Source organism: Albidovulum sp., assembly GCF_008933605.1.
Classification (GTDB): Bacteria; Pseudomonadota; Alphaproteobacteria; order Rhodobacterales; family Rhodobacteraceae; genus Albidovulum.
The window spans coordinates 1-18,985 of record NZ_WBUS01000030.1 but is presented as its reverse complement, the minus strand read 5'-3'; the positions used below and the strand labels follow the sequence as shown (position 1 = coordinate 18,985).

The 18,985-nt window shown below is 67.8% G+C and carries 15 protein-coding genes and 4 pseudogenes; 10 read left to right on the top strand and 9 right to left on the bottom strand.

Features of this window, described 5'->3' with window-relative positions; translation table 11 throughout:
• Nucleotide 1: 1 nt before the first annotated feature.
• Nucleotides 2–1,357, bottom strand: a complete 1,356-nt coding sequence (gene hemN / locus F9K34_RS06390) for an oxygen-independent coproporphyrinogen III oxidase (RefSeq protein WP_291336074.1) — start codon at nt 1,355–1,357, stop codon at nt 2–4.
• A 57-nt stretch (nt 1,358–1,414) separates the two neighbouring features.
• Between hemN and fnrL the strand changes: the two genes are divergently transcribed.
• The gene (gene fnrL, locus F9K34_RS06385) at nt 1,415–2,161 is read left to right on the top strand and encodes a transcriptional regulator FnrL (RefSeq protein ID WP_291336073.1); all 747 of its coding nucleotides are present in this window, start codon (nt 1,415–1,417) and stop codon (nt 2,159–2,161) included.
• 9 nt (nt 2,162–2,170) lie between these two features.
• Nucleotides 2,171–2,935: an SDR family NAD(P)-dependent oxidoreductase gene (locus F9K34_RS06380; RefSeq protein WP_291336072.1), complete on the top strand. Its 765-nt coding sequence runs from the start codon at nt 2,171–2,173 to the stop codon at nt 2,933–2,935.
• A 125-nt stretch (nt 2,936–3,060) separates the two neighbouring features.
• Here F9K34_RS06380 and F9K34_RS06375 read toward each other — a convergent pair whose 3' ends face one another.
• Nucleotides 3,061–3,900, bottom strand: a complete 840-nt coding sequence (locus F9K34_RS06375) for a universal stress protein (protein WP_291336071.1) — start codon at nt 3,898–3,900, stop codon at nt 3,061–3,063.
• 208 nt (nt 3,901–4,108) lie between these two features.
• Between F9K34_RS06375 and ccoN the strand changes: the two genes are divergently transcribed.
• The 5 genes from ccoN (at nt 4,109) to F9K34_RS06350 (ending at nt 8,762) form a co-directional block, all read left to right on the top strand.
• Nucleotides 4,109–5,710 (top strand): cytochrome-c oxidase, cbb3-type subunit I, encoded by a 1,602-nt coding sequence (gene ccoN, locus F9K34_RS06370; RefSeq protein ID WP_291336070.1) that lies wholly within the window; start codon nt 4,109–4,111, stop codon nt 5,708–5,710.
• Nucleotides 5,711–5,725: 15 nt separating this feature from the next.
• Complete coding sequence (gene ccoO / locus F9K34_RS06365) at nt 5,726–6,475, top strand: cytochrome-c oxidase, cbb3-type subunit II (RefSeq protein WP_291336069.1); 750 nt, start codon at nt 5,726–5,728, stop codon at nt 6,473–6,475.
• Between the two features lie 12 nt (nt 6,476–6,487).
• The gene (locus F9K34_RS06360; RefSeq protein ID WP_291336068.1) at nt 6,488–6,694 is read left to right on the top strand and encodes a cbb3-type cytochrome c oxidase subunit 3; all 207 of its coding nucleotides are present in this window, start codon (nt 6,488–6,490) and stop codon (nt 6,692–6,694) included.
• Nucleotides 6,691–7,560, top strand: coding sequence for a cytochrome-c oxidase, cbb3-type subunit III (gene ccoP / locus F9K34_RS06355; protein ID WP_291336067.1), 870 nt, complete (start codon nt 6,691–6,693; stop codon nt 7,558–7,560). The genes F9K34_RS06360 and ccoP overlap by 4 nt, the downstream gene beginning before the upstream one ends.
• Nucleotides 7,561–7,796: 236 nt before the next feature.
• Nucleotides 7,797–8,762 (top strand): LysR family transcriptional regulator, encoded by a 966-nt coding sequence (locus F9K34_RS06350; protein ID WP_366557814.1) that lies wholly within the window; start codon nt 7,797–7,799, stop codon nt 8,760–8,762.
• Nucleotides 8,763–9,050: 288 nt separating this feature from the next.
• Here the strand turns inward: F9K34_RS06350 and istB are convergent.
• The 3 pseudogenes from istB to F9K34_RS06335 all read right to left on the bottom strand — a co-directional run.
• Nucleotides 9,051–9,796: pseudogene (gene istB / locus F9K34_RS06345) on the bottom strand (IS21-like element helper ATPase IstB); the annotation flags it as partial.
• A pseudogene (locus tag F9K34_RS06340) lies at nt 9,793–11,211 on the bottom strand (IS21/IS408/IS1162 family transposase). The pseudogenes F9K34_RS06340 and istB, both read right to left, overlap by 4 nt.
• 111 nt (nt 11,212–11,322) lie before the next feature.
• A pseudogene (locus F9K34_RS06335) lies at nt 11,323–11,481 on the bottom strand (IS6 family transposase); the annotation flags it as partial.
• A 90-nt stretch (nt 11,482–11,571) separates the two neighbouring features.
• On the opposite strand from F9K34_RS06335, the pseudogene F9K34_RS06330 reads away from it, so the two are divergent.
• The 3 genes and pseudogenes from F9K34_RS06330 to aspA all read left to right on the top strand — a co-directional run.
• Nucleotides 11,572–11,892 (top strand): annotated as a pseudogene (locus tag F9K34_RS06330) (SMC-Scp complex subunit ScpB); the annotation flags it as partial.
• 87 nt (nt 11,893–11,979) lie between these two features.
• Nucleotides 11,980–12,882, top strand: coding sequence for a LysR substrate-binding domain-containing protein (locus F9K34_RS06325; RefSeq protein WP_291336066.1), 903 nt, complete (start codon nt 11,980–11,982; stop codon nt 12,880–12,882).
• Nucleotides 12,883–13,042: 160 nt separating this feature from the next.
• Nucleotides 13,043–14,467, top strand: a complete 1,425-nt coding sequence (gene aspA, locus F9K34_RS06320) for an aspartate ammonia-lyase (RefSeq protein ID WP_291336065.1) — start codon at nt 13,043–13,045, stop codon at nt 14,465–14,467.
• A gap of 37 nt (nt 14,468–14,504) precedes the next feature.
• On the opposite strand, the gene F9K34_RS06315 is transcribed toward aspA, so the two are convergent.
• The 4 genes from F9K34_RS06315 to F9K34_RS06300 form a co-directional block, all read right to left on the bottom strand.
• Nucleotides 14,505–15,662, bottom strand: coding sequence for an alpha-hydroxy acid oxidase (locus tag F9K34_RS06315; protein ID WP_291336064.1), 1,158 nt, complete (start codon nt 15,660–15,662; stop codon nt 14,505–14,507).
• Nucleotides 15,646–17,043, bottom strand: coding sequence for an FAD-binding oxidoreductase (locus F9K34_RS06310; protein WP_291336063.1), 1,398 nt, complete (start codon nt 17,041–17,043; stop codon nt 15,646–15,648). The genes F9K34_RS06315 and F9K34_RS06310 overlap by 17 nt, the downstream gene beginning before the upstream one ends.
• A gap of 10 nt (nt 17,044–17,053) precedes the next feature.
• Nucleotides 17,054–18,703, bottom strand: coding sequence for an HAL/PAL/TAL family ammonia-lyase (locus F9K34_RS06305; protein ID WP_291336062.1), 1,650 nt, complete (start codon nt 18,701–18,703; stop codon nt 17,054–17,056).
• A gap of 2 nt (nt 18,704–18,705) precedes the next feature.
• Nucleotides 18,706–18,985 (bottom strand): aminotransferase class I/II-fold pyridoxal phosphate-dependent enzyme (locus F9K34_RS06300; RefSeq protein ID WP_366557812.1); only part of this gene is annotated, 280 nt, incomplete at its 5' end.

Genomic DNA, 18,985 nt, shown 5'->3' with positions numbered 1-18,985 from the left:
GTCAGACGGCCGGGCTGTGGCCCGCCTTTGACAGATCGTAGGCGTCGAAGGCCCGCGCGATCATACGGGTGAGGGGTCTGGCGCGCTCGGGGATGGCGAAGGCGCCGGCCGAGACCTCGACCATCTCGCCGAACTCCGCCTTGGCGCGGTCGAACATGGCGCGCACCTGTGCGTCCGTGCCACCGAAATCGCGCGTCATCTCTGCGAGGTCGATGCGGAAGTCGCACATCAGCGCCTCGATCATCCGGGCGCGGAGCAGATCCTCGCCCCGGAAGACGTGACCCTTCGCGGTGGCATACTCGCCCGACCGGACCGCCTTGGTATAGGCGGAAGTGCTCGGCGCGTTCTGGGCATAGCCCTGCGGGAAGCGCGAGATCGAGGAGGCGCCGAGACCGACCAGAACGGAGGCCGTGTCGTCGGTGTAGCCCTGGAAGTTGCGCCGGAGCCTGCCCTCGCGCGCGGCGACGGCGAGTCCGTCGGTGGGCAGGGCGAAATGGTCGATGCCGATTTCCGCGTAGCCGTCGGCGACGAAAAGATCGCGCGCGGTCTCGAAGAGCGCGAGCCGCTCTTCCGGGCGGGGCAGCGCGTCCGCGGGGATCATCACCTGCCGCCGCGCCATCCACGGAACATGCGCATAGCCGTAGAGCGCCACCCGGTCGGGGCCGAGCGACAGGAGCTTCTGGACCGAGGTGGCGATGCGTTCCTTGTTCTGGAAGGGCAGGCCGAAGAGGATGTCGGCATTGAGCGAGGCGATGCCGCGCGCGCGGAGCTTGTCGATGGCAAGCTTCGTCACCTCGAAGGTCTGGTCGCGGCCGATCGCCTCCTGGATCGCGGGATCGAAGTCCTGCACGCCGATCGACGCGCGGTTCATCCCGGCTGCGGCGAGTGCGTCGAGCCGGTCGTCGTCGATCTCGTTCGGGTCGATCTCGACGGAGAACTCTGCGTCCGGACCGAGCGGCACCACCTTGAAGACCGCGCCCGCGACCTCGGCCATGACCTCCGGCGGCATCATCGTCGGCGTACCGCCGCCCCAGTGGAGCCGCGAGAGCGTGACACCCCGCGGCAGGTCGGCGGCGAGAATCGCCAGTTCCGCCTGCAGCACCTCGGCATAGGCGCGCACCGGATCGTCGGAGACGGTGCCCTGTGTGCGGCAGGCGCAGAACCAGCAGAGCCTGCGACAGAAGGGCACATGCATGTAAAGCGAGATACGGCCGCCTTCGGGAATCGCCCGCACCCAATCGCGGAAAATCCCTGCGTTCACGTCCGAATTGAAATGTGGCGCAGTCGGATAGCTTGTGTAGCGCGGGACACGCGCGTCAAATAATCCGAGCCGCGCGAGTTGCGCTTCGTCTGCCATGCGCCTAGCCTTAGGCAGCGCGAACCGGGGAATCCTTGACCTATATCAAATCCACAGATGACCGTCCTTGAAGTCCTCCACTCGGCGCCGAACTGCGGCAGCTGCCCGATCCGTCACAACGCGGTCTGCGCGCGTTGCGAGACGGAGGAGCTTGCCGCGCTCGATGCGATCAAGTTCTACCGGAGCTTCGAGGCCGGCCAGACGCTTATCTGGGCCGGCGACCGGATGGACTTCGTGGCCTCGGTGGTCTCGGGCGTGGCAACGCTGACGCAGGTGATGGAAGACGGTCGGACGCAGACCGTGGGCCTTCTCTTCCCCTCCGATTTCGTCGGCCGGCCGGGCCGCGACCGGGCGCCCTACAACGTGATCGCCACGACCGACCTTCTGATGTGCTGCTTCCGCAAGAAGCCTTTCGAGGAGATGATGGCGCGAACCCCGCACATCGGCCAGCGGCTCCTGGAGATGACGCTCGACGAGCTTGATGCGGCGCGGGAGTGGATGCTGCTCCTCGGTCGCAAGACGGCGCGCGAGAAGATCGCGAGCCTTCTGGCCATCGTCGGACGGCGCGACGCGGCGCTCCACCTGCGCAAGCCGCAGGGCAAGTTGGTCTTCGACCTGCCGCTGACCCGCGAGGCCATGGCCGACTATCTCGGACTGACGCTGGAGACGGTGAGCCGGCAGATTTCGGCCCTCAAGCGCGACGGCGTGATCGAGCTCGAGGGCAAGCGGCATGTCACAGTCCCCGACTACAACGTGCTGCTGGAAGAGGCGGGCGACGATGCCGATGGCGGGTTCTTCGGCTGAGGCCGCGCCATGACGGATGTCGCCCCGCCCGGCCACGCCACCTATCCGAGCCTGCGCGGCCGGTCCGTCATCGTGACCGGCGGCGCCTCGGGCATCGGCGCCGAACTTGTCGCGGCCTTCGCGCGGCAGGGTGCGCGGGTCGCCTTCCTTGACCGGGACGCGGCGGCAGCCCGGGGTGTGGCCGAGGCGACGCAGGCGGTCTGGCGGCACTGCGATCTCACCGACATCGCGGCGACGCAGGCCGCTCTCGGCGAACTGGCGGAAGAGGCGGGGACCTTCACCGTTCTCGTCAACAACGCGGCGCGCGACGACCGGCACGACTGGCGCGAGGTCACGCCCGGCTACTGGGACGAGCGCTTCGCCACCAACCTGCGCCACATGTTCTTCGCCATCCAGTCCGTCGCCCCGGGCATGGCACGCGCGGGCGGCGGCTCGATCATCAACATCGGGTCTAATTCCTGGTGGGAGGCGGTGGCCGGCCTGCCGGTCTATGCCACCGCGAAGTCCGCCGTCCATGGCCTCACCCGGTCGATGGCGCGCGAACTTGGCCGCGACCGTATCCGGGTGAACACGGTCGTCCCCGGCTGGATCATGACCGAGCGGCAGAAGGCGCTCTGGGTGACGCCCGAGGCGCTGGCCGCGCACCTGAAGCGGCAGTGCCTGCCCGACCCGATCGCGCCCGAGGCGGTGGCACGAATGGTCCTGTTCCTCGCCTCTCACGACAGCGCGATGTGCACCGCGAGCAACTTCATGGTCGACGGCGGCTCCATCTGACCCCGTGCGCGGCGCTGTTCATCGCCTGCGCTGACGGCCGATACCGACGGGCACATCGACGCGGCCCTTGCGGCGGAGTGACCCCTCGGTGCGAGCGGACGGCTCGCGCCGCCCGCCCATCTGCCTCAGTGTGCCATGAAGACCGGAATGTCGGCCATCTCGAGCATGTTGCGTGTCGCGCCGCCGAGGATCGCCTCGCGGAAGCGGGAATGGCCGTAGGCGCCCATCACGATCAGGTCGGCGTTCTCGTCGCGGGCATGGCGCGACAGGACCTCGGAGGTGCGGGGCAGGGTCTTGGCCAGCACCGAGACCTCGGCGTGGACACCGTGCCGCGCGAGGTATTGCGACAGCATGCCGCCCGGGTCCGACCGCTCTGGCCCGTGGGTGGGCGGGTCGATGATCGTGATATCGACCTCGGAGGCGGCCTTGAGCAGCGGCAGTGCGGTGCGCGCGGCCATCAGCGCCTCGTCGCTCTGGTTCCAGGCTAGCACAATTCGGCGGCCGAACTCGGCGCCGGTGAAGCCCTCGGGCAGGACGAGCACGGGCGCGCGGCCCTCGAAGAGAGCGGCTTCGAGGATCGCCTCGGCCGCCGGTCCACCTGCCTTGCCATAGGGCTTCGAGAGCACGACGAGGTCGCAGAAGCGGGCGAGCATCGCCACCGGCCCACCGAGCGCCCCGATCTGGGCGACTGCCGAATCGACGCCCCAGCGGATGTCCTCGCGCCCGAGCCGGGCCTTGACGGCGGCCTCGGTGGCCGAGGCCTCCTCCTTGGCCTGGTTGTAGGCTTCCTGGGTGAGGATCGCGGTGGCGCCGGCGTAGTAATAGCCGGTCTGCGTCCTGTCCACGCCGATGCAGAGCACATCCAGGTGCGCATCCTCGCGCCTGGCGAGGGCCACGGCCGCGTCAAGCTGCGAGGCGGCCACCGCGGGATCGGTCACTACGGTCAGAATCGACTTGAAAGCCATCAGGCGTCTCCTTTGCTGCGCGGGGCATCCTGCCACAGAATGTGCAACTCCGGCAGCGTTGCCGCTTTGACAAGGATCAAGCCTGCCAGCCCTGCGATTTGACCCAGATCAAGGCGACGTCTAGGGTCCGCCCGCACAACCCGGCCAGACCTTCACCACCCGTATCGAGACGAATCGGGCGGACAGGGCATGACGAGGGAACGCTGACATGTGGGATTACATCAAGCTCGCCGCGCTTGGCGCCATCGCGGTTCTGGCCGCGATCGCCGCCAACTATGCGCGTGATCTGGCTTACATGGTCAACGCGCTGACGGTGATGATCGCCGCCGCGCTGACCTTCCTCTGGGTTCTGAGGACCACGGGGGATCGCCGGCCGGCGCTGGAAAACGAATACAATGACGGCGTGGTGCGTGCCGGCGTCATCGCCACTGCGTTCTGGGGCGTCGTCGGCTTCCTCGTCGGCGTCACCATCGCCTTTCAGCTCGCGTTCCCGGCGCTCAACTTCTCCGATCTCGCGCATGGCTACCTGAACTTCGGCAAGCTCAGACCGCTGCACACCTCGGCGGTGATCTTCGCCTTCGGCGGCAACGCCCTCATCATGACGTCCTTCTATGTCGTCCAGCGCACCTCTGCGGCGCGGCTCTGGGGCGGCAACCTCGCCTGGTTCGTGTTCTGGGGCTACCAGCTCGTCATCGTGCTGGCGGCGACGGGCTACATCCTCGGTGCCACCCAGTCCAAGGAATATGCCGAGCCGGAATGGCTAACCGACTGGTGGCTGACGATCGTCTGGGTCGCCTATCTCGCGGTCTTCATGGGCACGATCGTGAAGCGCAAGGAGCCGCATATCTACGTCGCGAACTGGTTCTATCTCAGCTTTATCGTCACCATCGCGATGCTGCATGTGGTCAACAACCTTTCCGTTCCGGTGTCCGTCTTCGGATCGAAATCGGTGCAGGTCTTCTCGGGCGTGCAGGACGCGATGACCCAGTGGTGGTACGGCCACAACGCGGTGGGCTTCTTCCTGACCGCGGGCTTCCTCGGCATGATGTACTACTTCGTGCCGAAACAGGCGGAACGCCCGGTCTATTCCTACAAGCTCAGCATCATCCACTTCTGGGCGCTGATCTTCCTCTATATCTGGGCCGGCCCGCACCACCTGCACTACACCGCACTCCCGGACTGGGCCGCGACGCTCGGCATGGTGTTCTCGGTGATCCTGTGGATGCCCTCCTGGGGCGGCATGATCAACGGCCTGATGACGCTCTCGGGCGCGTGGGACAAGCTCAGGACCGACCCGATCATCCGGATGATGGTCGTGTCGGTCGGCTTCTACGGCATGTCGACCTTCGAAGGCCCGATGATGTCGATCAAGGCCGTGAACAGCCTGTCGCACTATACCGACTGGACCATCGGCCACGTCCATTCCGGCGCGCTCGGCTGGAACGGCATGATCACCTTCGGCGCGCTCTACTTCCTCGTGCCGCGGCTCTGGAACCGCGAACGGCTCTACAGCCTCAGTCTGGTGAGCTGGCACTTCTGGCTCGCCACCATCGGGATCGTGCTCTACGCCGCCTCGATGTGGGTGACCGGGATCATGGAGGGCCTGATGTGGCGCGAAGTCGACAGCCAGGGCTTCCTCGTGAACGCCTTCGCCGACACCGTTGCCGCGAAGTTCCCGATGTACGTGGTGCGGGCCCTCGGCGGGGTGCTCTACCTCGCTGGCGCGGTCATCATGGCCTACAACCTGTGGGCTACGGTGGCGAAACAGCCGGCGGTCGCCAGCACCAACAACGCCGTTCCGGCCGAGTGAGAGGAGCTTCGGACCATGTCCATTCTTGAAAAGCACAAGTACCTCGAGACCAATGCGACGGCGCTTCTCATCGGTGCCTTCGCGGTGGTGACGATCGGCGGAATCGTGGAGATCGCACCGCTCTTCTACCTCGAGAACACGATCGAGAAGGTGGAAGGCGTGCGCCCCTACACGCCGCTGGAACTGACCGGCCGCGACATCTACATCCGCGAGGGCTGCTACGTCTGCCACAGCCAGATGATCCGCCCGATGCGCGACGAGGTGGAGCGCTACGGCCATTACAGCCTCGCGGCCGAGAGCCAGTACGACCATCCGTTCCAGTGGGGATCGAAGCGGACGGGACCGGACCTCGCCCGCGTCGGCGGCCGCTACTCGGACGAGTGGCACATCGACCACCTGACCGACCCGCAATCCGTGGTGCCGGAATCGGTGATGCCGAAGTACGGTTTCCTCGCGAACCGGCTGATCGAGCCGGAGCACATCGCGGACCGGCTCTCGACCGACGCGATGGTGGGCGTGCCCTATACTTCGGAGATGATCGAGCTCGCCAAGGCGGACTTCGCCGCCCAGGCAGATCCGAATGCCGATACCGCGGGGCTGCAGGAACGCTACGGGTCGGCCGCCTTCCCGGGCGGCAAGGACGTGGTCGTCTCGAACTTCGACCGGCAGCCGGGCATCACTGAGATGGACGCGCTCATCGCCTATCTTCAGGTGCTGGGCACGATGGTCGACTTCACGACCTTCCAGCCCGACATGGCCCGCTGAGGAGGCGAAGCGATGGACCTCTATTCGCTTCTGAGGGAATTCGCGGACAGCTGGGTGCTGCTGGCGCTCTTCCTGTTCTTCGGCGCGATCGTGCTCTGGGCCTTCCGGCCCGGGTCGCGGGCGCTGCACCGGGACATCGCGAACATCCCCTTCCGGCATGAAGACAAACCCGCGCGCGGCAAGGGCGTCGCAGCCCGCCCGCAGGAGGCCTCGAAATGAGCAAGCGACCCGTGACGACGAAATCTGATCCGGACACCACCGGCCACGAGTGGGACGGCATCCAGGAGTTCAACAATCCGTTGCCGCGCTGGTGGCTCTGGACCTTCTACCTGACGATCATCTGGGGCGTGGCCTACACGGTCGCCTATCCGGCCTGGCCGCTGGTCTCGGGCGCGACGCAAGGCCTCCTGGGCCAGGACACCCGCGCCGACGTGGCCGCCGAGATCCAACGCTACCAGGAAGCGAACGCGCCAATCGAGGCGAAGCTTGTGGCGGCGGACCTGAACGCGATCGCCTCCGACCAGGAACTCGCCAACTATACCCAGAACGCCGGCGGCGCCATTTTCCGCACCTGGTGCGCGCAGTGCCACGGTTCCGGCGCGGCTGGCGCGATGGGCTACCCCAACCTTCTCGACAACGACTGGCTCTGGGGCGGCACGATGGAGGACATCCACACCACCATCACCCACGGTATCCGCAACACCACGGACGCCGACGCGCGCTATTCGGAAATGCCGAAGTTCGGCGCCGACGGTCTCCTGGAGCCGGAGCAGATCGACCAGGTGGTGCAGTACGTCCTGCAGATCTCGGGCCAGGAGCATGACGCCGCCCTCGCCGGCGAGGGCGCGGTTGTCTTCACCGACAACTGCGCGGCCTGCCACATGGAAGACGGCACCGGCGATCGGGCGCAGGGCGCGCCGAACCTGACCGACGCGATCTGGCTCTTCGGCGGCGATCAGGCGGCCCTGACCGAGACCGTCACGAATGCCCGCTTCGGCGTGATGCCGTCCTGGACAGGACGCCTGAGCGAGGCCGACATCCGCGCGGTGGCGGCCTGGGTTCACAGCCGCGGTGGCGGCGAATAGACCGGGACGAGCGGCGCTTTCCCGGCGCCCGAGGGGCGCCGGAGAAATCGCTCATCCGCCGGCGACCAGGCGCAGACGTGGCAACCGCACATCCGGGTGGCACCGCTCTGCCCGCTCGCACGAGCGGCTGTGATGCCACCACGGCCGGTCGGTGAACGTTGCACAGTGAAAGGACGCTCCGAGTATCTGTAACATCTGGCCGCACTCCGAGGGGTGACTTCCGATCTTCAGCATGCATGTTCCCCAAGCGGATTGCGACACAGGAAGAATTCGGTCATGTAAGGTGTGCTTACATGATTCCGTGGCTGACCCTTCCCTCGCTCAGCGCGCTGCGCGCGTTCTCGGTGTTCGCCGAGACCGGCAGCGTTACCGCGGCCGGCCGGCGGCTGAACGTTTCGCATGCGGCCGTCAGCCAGCAGATACGCGCGCTCGAGGCCCATTTTTCGGTGCCGCTCGTTGACCGCACGCCGCGCGGTCTGGTCCTGACCGGCGAGGGCAGGCGACTGGCCGCGGCGCTCGACGCCGGCTTCGGCGAGATCGCGCGGGCCATCGAGGAACTGGGTGGCCAGACCGCCGGGCGGCCGCTCATGGTCACGACCACGCCGTCCTTCGCGGCGGGCTGGCTGATGCCGCGGCTCGCCGATTTCCGCACCCGCCATCCCGACATCGACCTCGTGATCGACGCGTCCAGCGAAGCCCGGCGGATCGGGCCGGGCGATGCAGACCTCGCGATCCGCTACGGCCGCGGCGAATGGCCGGGTCTCGATGCCGAGCTTCTGGTGCCGTCGCCGATCGTGGTGGTCGCCGCGCCGGCGCTGATCGGCGACAGGCGCATCGAATCGGTTGCCGATGTCGCCGACCTGCCCTGGATGCAGGAACTCGGTACGAACGAGGCGACCGAACTCCTGGAGCGCTTCGGTATCGCCCGCGCGACCGCCGGCATGACCTCGCTTCCGGGAAACCTGATGGCAGATGCGGCGCGCGACGGCCAGGGCGTCGCTTTCACCGCACGCGCCTTCGTTGCCGCCGACATCGCCGCCGGACGGCTGATCCCCCTGTTCGAGAGCGGCGACAACGACGGTTATTTCCTGGTCACGCGCCCCGGGCCGCAGCGCCCGTCTGTGCGTGCCTTCATCGCCTGGGCACGCCGTCAGGCTCGCACCCGGCCCGATGAAGCCCGGCAGAACTTCGCGCCGACTTGACACAAATCAAGGACGGCAACCTCAAGAGATAGAACTGTCAGCTAGTGTCAGGCGCAAGCCTGATACCAGTGCACCGGCGCTCCGTCCTGTTCGCGCGTTTCCTGGGGGCGCCGGTGCCTTTCTCCTGTCAACGGCGGCGACAAAACCGGCCACGCGGCGGCGCAAGACCGGGCCAGTGACCGGACGGCAAGCGTCGTGGCCGCGCGCTTCCCAGATAGCTGGCGCAGGCGATGGCGCTTTGGCCGAGCGGGCCAAATCTGCGCGATGTGACCAGTCGACCTTGGTGGTCTTGCGGGCGCGGCTCTGGGCGAGCCGATAGCTGTCGCCATTCATCTCGAGGATGTGGGCATGATGGGTGAGCCGGTCGAGCAGCGCGCCGCTGAGGCGTTCGGAGCCGAAGGTCCCGGTCCATTCGTCGAAGGGCAGATTGCTGGTGATCAGCGTGGCGCCGCGCTCGTAGCGCTGCGAGATCAGTTCGAACAGCAGTTCGGCACCGGTCTTGCTCAAGGGCACGAGCCCAGCTCGTCGATAATCAGGAGCTTGTATCCGACCATCTGCGTTTGCAGGCGCAGGAGACGCCACTCGTCGCGGGCTTCCATCAGCTCATGCACCAGAGCCGCGGCGGTGGTGAAGCCGACGGCCAGGCCCTTCTGACAAGCCGCCAGCCCGCGGCCGAGGGCGACATGGGTCTTGCCGGTGTCGCTCGGGCCGAGGGCGATCACATTCTCGCGCCGCTCGTTCCATTCTCCGCGGACGAGTTCCAGCACCAGCATCGTGTTGAGCTTCGGGATGGCGGTGAAGTCGAAGCAATCGAGGCTCTTGGTGACCGGGAACTTCGCCGCCTTGATGCACCGCTCGACCATCCGCCGTTCGCGGTCGATCAGTTCGAGCTCCACCACGCGGGCCACGAACCGGACGTGATCCTGCCCCTCTGTTGCGCAATGGCGCGCGAGCTTCTGGTATTCCCTGAGGAAGGTAGGCAGCTCCAGCGTCTTCAGGTGATGGGCGAGCAGGAACTTGGGGGCGTTGGTCATCGGGCATCTTCCGAGACCAGGCACATGTAGCTGGCCGCCGAAGTCGTTCCGACATCGGCCCGCGGCAGATAGAGACAGAGATAGAGATCGAGGTCGGGCTTCGGCGGGCGCCTCTCCACCTGGCACAGGACCAGGTGCTTGACGGCATCGAAGCTGACGGCCCCCATGCGCAGGGCCGTCTTCACGGCGGCATGCAGATCGTCGAGCCCGAAGGCCTCCAGCAGACGCAGAACCTGGATGAACTCCCGGCGTCCGGCCTTCCGAATACGCGCTTCCATCTGCCGCCGCAGGGTCTCGAACTCGGGCGGAAGGCCGCAGTCCAACAGCGGAGCGGCCTGATCGAACGCGTTGATCTTCTGTTCGATCAGCGGGGGGTAGCGGACCGGGTCGAAGACGACGTCTTCGCGCTCATAGCTGCGCGGGTGGCGGGCGATGAGATCTCCGCCGCGGCCGATCGCCACCTTGTCGACATAACCACGCAGCCGGACATCGCGGTGGCCGTAGACGACCGGCACGGAATAGTCGTTGGTCTTGTAGCGCACCAGCGCCTGCGAACTGACCCGCCCGCTTGCCTGATCGCAGGCGTAAAAGGGCGCCGGCGGCAGTTCCGCCATCGCCCCCAGACCCCGGCGAGATGTTCCCCGATCGTCTCGGTGTGTCGCGGAGAATGTCGCCCTGGCGTTTGTGGCATTGCGCCTCCAGCCAGGTGTTGAGGACCTCCCAGGAGGGGAAGCGCGGCACCGGCACCATGAAGTTGCGCCGAGCATAGCCGACAAGACCCTCGACGCCGCCCTTGTCGTTGCCCTTGCCGGGATGGCCATAGAGGTCGCGGATCAGGGAATGCGATAGGAATACGCTGAACGGCTTCGATCGCTTGCGGCTGCCATCCGGCAGGATCAGCGCTACGAGGCATTTGTCGTTGTCGTAGAGTACCGACACCGGCACCCGACCGAACAAGCCGAATGCGTGAACATGCCCGTCGATCCAGGCCTCGGGGGTCGCCGCCGGATAGGCCCGGACGTGAGCCGGGCATCGCTCTGCGGCAGGTCGAAAGCGAAGAAAGGCGCCTTCTGCTCGACGCTACCGATGATCACCATCGCCTCGCCGAAGTCTGCCTGGGCATGCCTAGGCGCATGGGCCAGTGACACGAACTTCTCGCGGCCGCTCGAAATCCTGTTTGGCCGTGTGCCGCTGCTTGCGATGGACGCCGAGATCGGCTTCGAGCCAGGCATCGACTATCTCGGTGAACCCATCCAGCTTCGGTTGCCTCTCCGGTGGCTTGCGGCGATACCCGGGCGACACGGAGAAGCTCAACATCTTCTTCTCGCTATCGGCGATATCCCGAAACGCCGCGCCGCCTCACGCTGGCTCATCCCCTCCGAGCAGGCCAGGCGTGCCCTGCGATACAAGTCCACGGTGAAAATCCTCCCGCCTTCCCTGTCGCCAGAAAGGCAAATGTGGCCACTCTTACGCCGCCCGCAGCCGGATCATCCGCCGCTACCATGGCCTATTATTGCGCCGCCGTTCTCAGCGACCCAACGCTTGAGTGTCGCGTGGTCTACTTGCACGCTGCCCTCCCGGAGTATCTCATCCAGATCTCGGTACGACACAGTGTAGCGGACGTAGAAGAAGACCGCGAAAGGGACGACTTCCTTCGGAATCGAAGCGCCCTTGAATGAGATCACAATCCACCCTCGGAAGTGCCCCAGCCCCCTGAAACCGTCGATCCTCAGGCGCACATCGGTCAAGAACCAAAGTTTGCGACAGAACCGGCCGACCTCGCCGTGCTGGAGGCGATCGCCTTCCACCGGTGGATCGGCCGCGACGGGCTCAAGGCGATCTTCGGGCGCGAGATCAGCCGTGACCTGATCGGACGTCTGGTGGACCGAGACCCGATCGGGACCGGCCCGCGCGAACCGCGCCGCGGCGCGCCCTACACTTTCGCCACCACCGAGACCTTCCTGGCCACTTTCGGGATGGAATCCCTGCGCGGCCTGTCCGTCCCGGAGCAGATGCAGGGCGGGACTGGCTGTACCGTGAAAGCTGCGCAAGGTGGCTCCCGGTGGGCAATGACGCAATCGCTTGCGACAAGGTGACAAGCCGTATCCAACTGTTATGTCCGTGGCGCCAGATACCCCGGCGGGCGGGATGCAGAGCAGATCGGGGCATGAGAGGGGGCGACGATGGACCTGAAGTGGCTTGAGGACTTCCTGAATCTAGTCGAAACCAAGAGTTTCTCGGCCTCGGCGCGGAACCGGAATGTCACCCAGTCGGCATTCAGCCGGCGCATCCGGTCGCTTGAACTCTGGCTCGGCGCCGACCTTCTCGACCGCAGCACCTATCCGATCCGGCTGACCGACGACGGGCGGGCCTTCCGCGAGTCGGCGGAGGAGATCGTGCGACTGATCTACCAGGGTCGCGCCGGGCTTGGCGGACGCAGCGCCGCAGAGCGGCCGGCCGCCTCGATCGCGATCACGGCGCTGCACAGCCTGACGCTGACCTTCCTGCCGCGCTGGCTGACCGGGGTGCGCGGCCAGGTGGGCGAGATCGCCACGCGGGTGCTGCCCGAGAACTATGCGCTCTGCCTTCAGGCGCTGGTCGAGGGCGGCTACGACTTCATGCTGACCTATCATCACCCCAGCGTTCCGGTGCCGCTGGACCCGGCGCGCTTTCCCCATGCGACGATCGGGGAGGACCGGTTGACCGCCGTGGCGAACCCTGTGCACCTTGCCATATGGCAGGACAGGGGAGGGCGCCTGCCGCTCTTGCAGTATTCGCGCGGCTCGTTTCTCGGGCTGCTGGCCGCGCTGGCCCAGAACCAGCCCGGCGCGCCGCCGACCCAGGTCGTCCATGTCAACGAGAACTCGCTGGCCGAGGCGCTGAAGTTCATGGTGCTGGAAGGACACGGCATCGCCTGGCTGCCACGGCAGCTGGTCGAGGCCGAACTGGCGGCCGGGCGCCTGACCGTGGTGGCGCCGGAGCTGCCGATGGAAATCCGGCTCTATCGCAATGCCGGGCGGTCGCGCGCGGTGGTCGAGCGGGTCTGGAAGGCGGCGGGCGGAAGGACCTATGCAAATCCGGAATAACCCAGTCGCTCTTGGCATTGGATCAGGTCTCGCAAGCGGCGTATGACCCGTTCCGCCGGGCGGTCGACCGATCCGGCCCACCAACAGACAGCACCCTGCGCGCCCCGCGATGAGACCCGGTGTTTCATCGTCCGGACCGCTATGCCCGGAAGGACCGACAATGACCGCCGCCACAAGAACCGAGCACGACCTGATCGGTGACCGCGAGGTTCCCGCCTCGGCCTGCTGGGGGATCCATACGCTTCGGGCTATCGAGAACTTTCCCATTACCGGTCAGCGGATCGGTGACACGCCGGATCTGATCGTGGCGCTGGCCTGCATCAAGCAGGCCGCGGCCGAGGCCAATGCCGAGCTTGGCCTGCTGGATGTGCGGCGGCGTGATGCCATTGTCGCGGCCTGCCGCGAGATACGGGCGGGTGCGCTCCACGACCAGTTCGTGGTCGACCTGATCCAGGGGGGCGCGGGCACCTCGACCAACATGAATGCCAACGAGGTGATCGCAAACCGCGCGCTGGAACTGATGGGTCACGCGCGGGGCGAGTATCAGCACCTGCACCCGAACGAACATGTCAACGCCAGCCAGTCCACCAACGATGTCTATCCCACGGCGCTGAAGCTGGCGGCACGTGCGGGCGTCGAGCGGCTGGTCGCGTCGATGGCGGTGCTGCGCCAGGGCTTCGCGGCGAAATCGGCCGAATTCGCTGACGTGCTGAAGATGGGGCGCACCCAGCTGCAGGACGCGGTGCCGATGACGCTCGGCCAGGAGTTCGGCACCTATGCCCGGATGCTGGCCGAGGACGAGGCGCGTCTGGCCGAGGCGGTCGACCTGATCCGCGAGATCAACCTTGGCGCCACCGCCATTGGCACCGGCATCAACGCGCATCCGCGCTATGCCGAACTGGTACGGGCGAAATTGTCGGAGATCACCGGGATCGAGCTGATCACCGCCCCCGACCTTGTCGAGGCGACGCAGGATTGCGGCGCTTTCGTGCAGCTTTCGGGCGTGCTGAAGCGCGTCGCGGTGAAGCTGTCGAAGACCTGCAATGACCTGCGCCTTCTGTCCTCGGGGCCGCGCGCCGGACTCAATGAGATCAACCTGCCGGCGCGCCAGGCCGGCTCGTCGATCATGCCGGGCAAGGTCAACCCGGTGATCCCCGAGGTGGTGAACCAGATCGCCTTCGAGGTCATCGGCAACGACATGACGATCACCATGGCGGCCGAGGCGGGCCAGTTGCAGCTGAACGCCTTCGAGCCGGTCATCTTCTACAGCCTGCACCGCAGCCTTGCCCACCTTGCCGCCGGCTGCCTGACGCTGGAGGCAAACTGCGTCCGCGGCATCACCGCGAACCGCGACCTGCTGCGCCGCACGGTCGAGAACTCCATCGGCATCGTCACCGCGCTCAATCCCCATATCGGCTACCGCAACGCCACCGAGGTCGCGATGGAGGCGCACCGGTCGGGCAGGGGGGTCTACGAGATCGTGCTGGAACGCGGGCTGATGGCGAAGGACAGGCTCGACGCCGTGCTGCGTCCGGAGGCGCTGACGGTGCCGGTCGAATGGCAGGTCGACGCGGCCATCCGATAGCGCGTCCGGTCGGCGGCGCGGAGCATCGGGTGGCCCCTCACGCCCATCCCGCCGAAACGTCCTCCGGTCCCAGGTCGGCGGGGGAAACCTTGCCGAGCAGCGCGAGGGCCGTGTCGAATTCCTGCCGCAGGTGGCCGAGACATGCGGCAAGCCCCGCCTCCCCGGCTGCGGCGAGCGCGAAGACATAGGCCCGGCCGAGGAGGCAGGCATCGGCGCCGAGCGACAGCGCCTTGACCACGTCCGCGCCGCGCCGGATGCCGCCGTCGAGCAGCACCTCGGCCCGGCTTGCCACGGCCGCGGCGATGGCGGGCAGCGCCGCGATCGTCGCGGGTGCCCCGTCGAGTTGCCGGCCCCCGTGATTGGACACGACCATGGCATCGGCCCCGGCGTCGAGGCAGACCCGCGCATCGTCCGGATGCAGGACGCCCTTGACGACCAGTCGCCCCTTCCAGCGCGCCCGAAGCCATTCGAGGCCGCGCCGGTCGAAGGACGGATCGATCTGGCCGGCGAGGTAGGCCGCCTGTTCAAGATAGGACCGGCCCGCCTCGGGCCACCCCCTGGCAATGCCCATCTGCGGCGGCCAGACCCGCACGAGATCGAGAAGCCAGCGCGGATGTCGAGCCATGTCGCAGAGCATCGCCGGGTTCGGGCGGGTGATCCGGCGCAGCCCGTTGCGGATGTCGCGCTCGCGCAGGCCCGACACCGCGGTATCGACGGTGACGAACAGCGTCCCGAAGCCGGCGGCGGCGATACGGTCGACGATCGCCCCGGTACGGCCGCGCTCCTTCAGCACATAGAGCTGCCAGGCGTCTCCCGGCCGCGGCGGTTCGGGCATGTCCTCGGGCCCGGTCATGGCGAAGGCGGACAGGCAGACGGGAATCCCGAAGCGGTGGGCGGTGCGGATCGCGTCCGTCTCGGCGCCGGCGCGGAACATGCCGAGCGATCCGATCGGCCCCAGCATCAGCGGCAGGTCGAACGAACCGCCGAGAAAGCGCGATCCGGGCGAGCGATCCGACACGTCCCGCAGCGCGCGCGGTTGCAGCGCGATCTGTGCGAAGGCCGCGCAATTCCGCCGGGCGGTGATCTCGTCCCCTGCCGCGCCGTCGATGTAGTCGAAGAACAGCCGTGGCAGCCGGCGCCGGGCGGCGCGGCGGAAATCCTCGGCGGTCAGCAGGTCTTCACGCCGCCGGGCCACGGCAGCCCGCCTCTCCGACAATCTTGCCGGGGTTCATGATGCCCTTCGGGTCGAGCGCGGCCTTGATCGCGGCCATGTGGGCAGGCGCCGGGCCGGCCTCGCGCAGCAGATACTTCCGCTTGCCCTGGCCGATGCCGTGTTCGCCGGTGCAGGTCCCCTCCATCGACAGGGCAAGGTCGTTGAGCCAGCCGATATAGTCCGCCGCGCGGGCGCATTCGGCGGCGTCGTCCGGGTCGACGAGGATCAGGTGGTGGAAATTGCCGTCGCCGACATGGCCGGCGATGGGCGCGACCAGCCCGACCTCCGCTACCTTCGCCTCGGCGGCCGCGATGCAGTCCGCCAGCCGTGAGACGGGGACGCAGACATCGGTGCTGATGCCGCGCGCGCCCGGGCGCAGCGCCGAGACCGCCCAGAAGACGTCATGCCGGGCCTTCCACAGCCGGCTGCGTTCCTCGGTGGTGCTGGCCGTGCGGAAGGCGTGGCCGCCGCAGCCCTCGGCCAGCGCGCGGAAGGTCGCCTCGGCCTCGGCCGCGGCGGCGGGCGAGCCGTGAAACTCGGTGATCAGGAGCGGCGTCTCGGCCAGGCCGATGCCGGAATGGGCGTTGACGGCGCGCACGGTCGCAAGGTCCATCAACTCGATCCGCGCCACGGGCACCGCGCAGGCAAGCGCGGCGATCACCGCCTCGCAGGCCTCGCGCACGCCAGGAAAGCTGCAGGAGAGCGCGGTGATCGCCTCCGGCACCGGCTGAAGCCGCAGCGTCAGTTCGGTGATGACGCCGAGCGTACCCTCGGCGCCGACCAGGAGCCGCGTCAGGTCGTAGCCGGCCGCGCTCTTGCGGGCGCGGGTGCCGCCGCGGATGACCGAGCCGTCCGGCATGACGGCCTCAAGCGCCAGCACCGCGTCGCGCATCGTGCCGTAGCGCACCGCGGTGGTGCCCGAGGCACGCGTCGCCGCCATGCCGCCAAGGCTCGCATCCGCGCCGGGATCGAGCGGGAAGAAGAGGCCGGTGGCGCGCAGATGGGTGTTGATCTGGGTCCGCGTCACGCCAGGCTGGACCACCGCATCCATGTCCTCGGCATGGATGGCGAGGATACGATTCATCTGCGACAGGTCGAGGCTGATCCCGCCCCGTGGCGCGTTCACCTGGCCTTCGAGCGAAGTGCCGGCGCCGAAGGGGATGACCGGGATGCCCTCGCGGCCGCAAAGCCGGACGACCGTCGCCACCTCCTCGGTCGAGCGCGCGAAGACCACCGCGTCGGGCGGCTCCGGCGCGATCCAGGTCGTCGTCGCCGCGTGCTGGTCGCGGATCGCCTGGCCCTGCTGGAAGCGGTCGCCGAAACTCTGGCGCAACTCTGTGACGGCGGTCCCGGGAAGTGGCATCCGCGCCGTCTCAGACCAGGGCCGCCCGGGCGGCGTCCAGCACCGCACCGGAATTGACCAGTTCCGCCGCCTTGTGGATGCGGGGGTAGAGCACGAGGTCACGTTCCAGATGCCCGATCGGCCGGCCATCGGTCGCCGGGGTCGCTCGCAGCATCGACAGCACCGCGCGCGAGGCGGGCGCCAGCGCCTCGGCGCCGAACCCGCGTTCCTTCAGCCGCAGTTCCAGCGCCTGCGCCGCCATCAGCACCTCGATGCCGACGACATTCTCGATGTTCTTCACGATCTGCCGCGCATGGCGGCCGGCGTTGTTGGCCATCGAGACGTGGTCTTCCTGGTTCGAACAGGTGGGAATCGAATCGACGCTGTCGGGATGCGCGAGCGTCTTGCAATCCGACACCAGCGCCGCCGCCAGATACTGGGGCAGCATGTAGCCGCAGTCCATGCCGACATGCTCGCTCGCCACCAGCATGTCGGGCAGGCCCCGGTTCAGCGTTCCATCGTTCAACCGGAACAGGCGGCGTTCGGCGATGTTGCCGATCTCGGTAACCGCGATCGACAGGAAGTCGGCGGCGAAGGCGACGTATTCGGCGTGGAAGTTGCCGCCCGAGACCGCTTTCAGACTGCGCCCCGGCAACCGGTCGGCGAAGATCAGCGGGTTGTCGGTGGCGGCGTTGATCTCCCTCTCGACGATCCCGCGCACGAAGGCCAGGGTGTCGCGCACCGGCCCCAGGACCTGCGGCACGCAGCGCAGCGAATAGGCGTCCTGCGGCGGCTGGCGTTCGGGGTCGCGGCCGATGCCCCCGTCGATGAGGCGGCTACCGTCCAGAAGGCGGCGGATGCTGGCGGCGGTGGCGATCTGGCCGGGGTGGCCGCGCGCTTCGTGCAGTTCGGGGATGAAGGCATCGCCGAAGCCCATCAGCGCCTCGATCGACATCGCGGCGGCGATCTCGGCCGTCTCGAGCAACGTCTCGGCATCGGCCAGCGCCAGCGCCGTCTGCGCGGTGGAGAAGGACGTGCCGTTGAGCAGCGCGAGCCCTTCCTTCGGCCCGAGTACCAGCCGTTCGATCCCCGCCGCCGCCATCGCCGCGACGCCCGACATGCGCTGACCCTGGAAGAAGGCCTCGCCCGAGTCGATCTCGGCCTCGCCCGATTCGTCGCGCGACATGACGAGCGCCATGTGGGCCAGCGGAATCAGGTCGCCGCTGGCGCCGAGCGAGCCGTATTCGGGCACCACGGGGACCACGTCGCGCTCGAGCATCCTGAGGATCGTCTCGACCACCTCGGGCCGCACCGCCGAATAGCCGCGCACGAGGCTCGCCGCCCGGATCAGCATTGCCGCGCGTACGACCTCGGGGTCGAGATGGCGCCCGACGCCGGCCGCGTTCGACACCACGAGCCGGCGCGAGAGGTCGCGCGCCTGCGCCGAGGAACGGAACGCCTGCCGGCCGGACAGCGAGCCGAAGCCGGTGTTGATCGAATAGATCGCCTGGGTGTCCTCGCCGCGGTCCATCTGTGCCGAAAGCTCCGCGACCCAGTCTTCGCTCACGCGCATTGCGCGGCGCGCGGCATCGGTCAGTTCGATCGTCCGGCGGCCGCGGGCGACGGCGGCCAGATCTACAAGCCCGACAGGGGCCTCGCCAAGGCGGATGGAGTCGTTCATGGTCAGCTTCCTTCGTTCTGGCCGGGGTCCGCGCGGAGGTAGCGCGCGTTCCACCCGGCAAGGGCGCCGAGCACGGCGTCGGTATCCTCCGGAGTGCCGGTGGTGATGCGGACGCCTTCGCCTGCAAAGCAGCGGACGGCGATCCCGGCCGCGGCGAGGTGCGCGGCGAGTGCCTCGGCGTCATTCCCCACCGGCAACCAGATGAAATTGGCCGCGCTGTCGGCCACCGGCAGGCCGGCCGCGCGGGCGCCGTCGGTGAGCCGCGCGCGCTCCGCCGCGTTC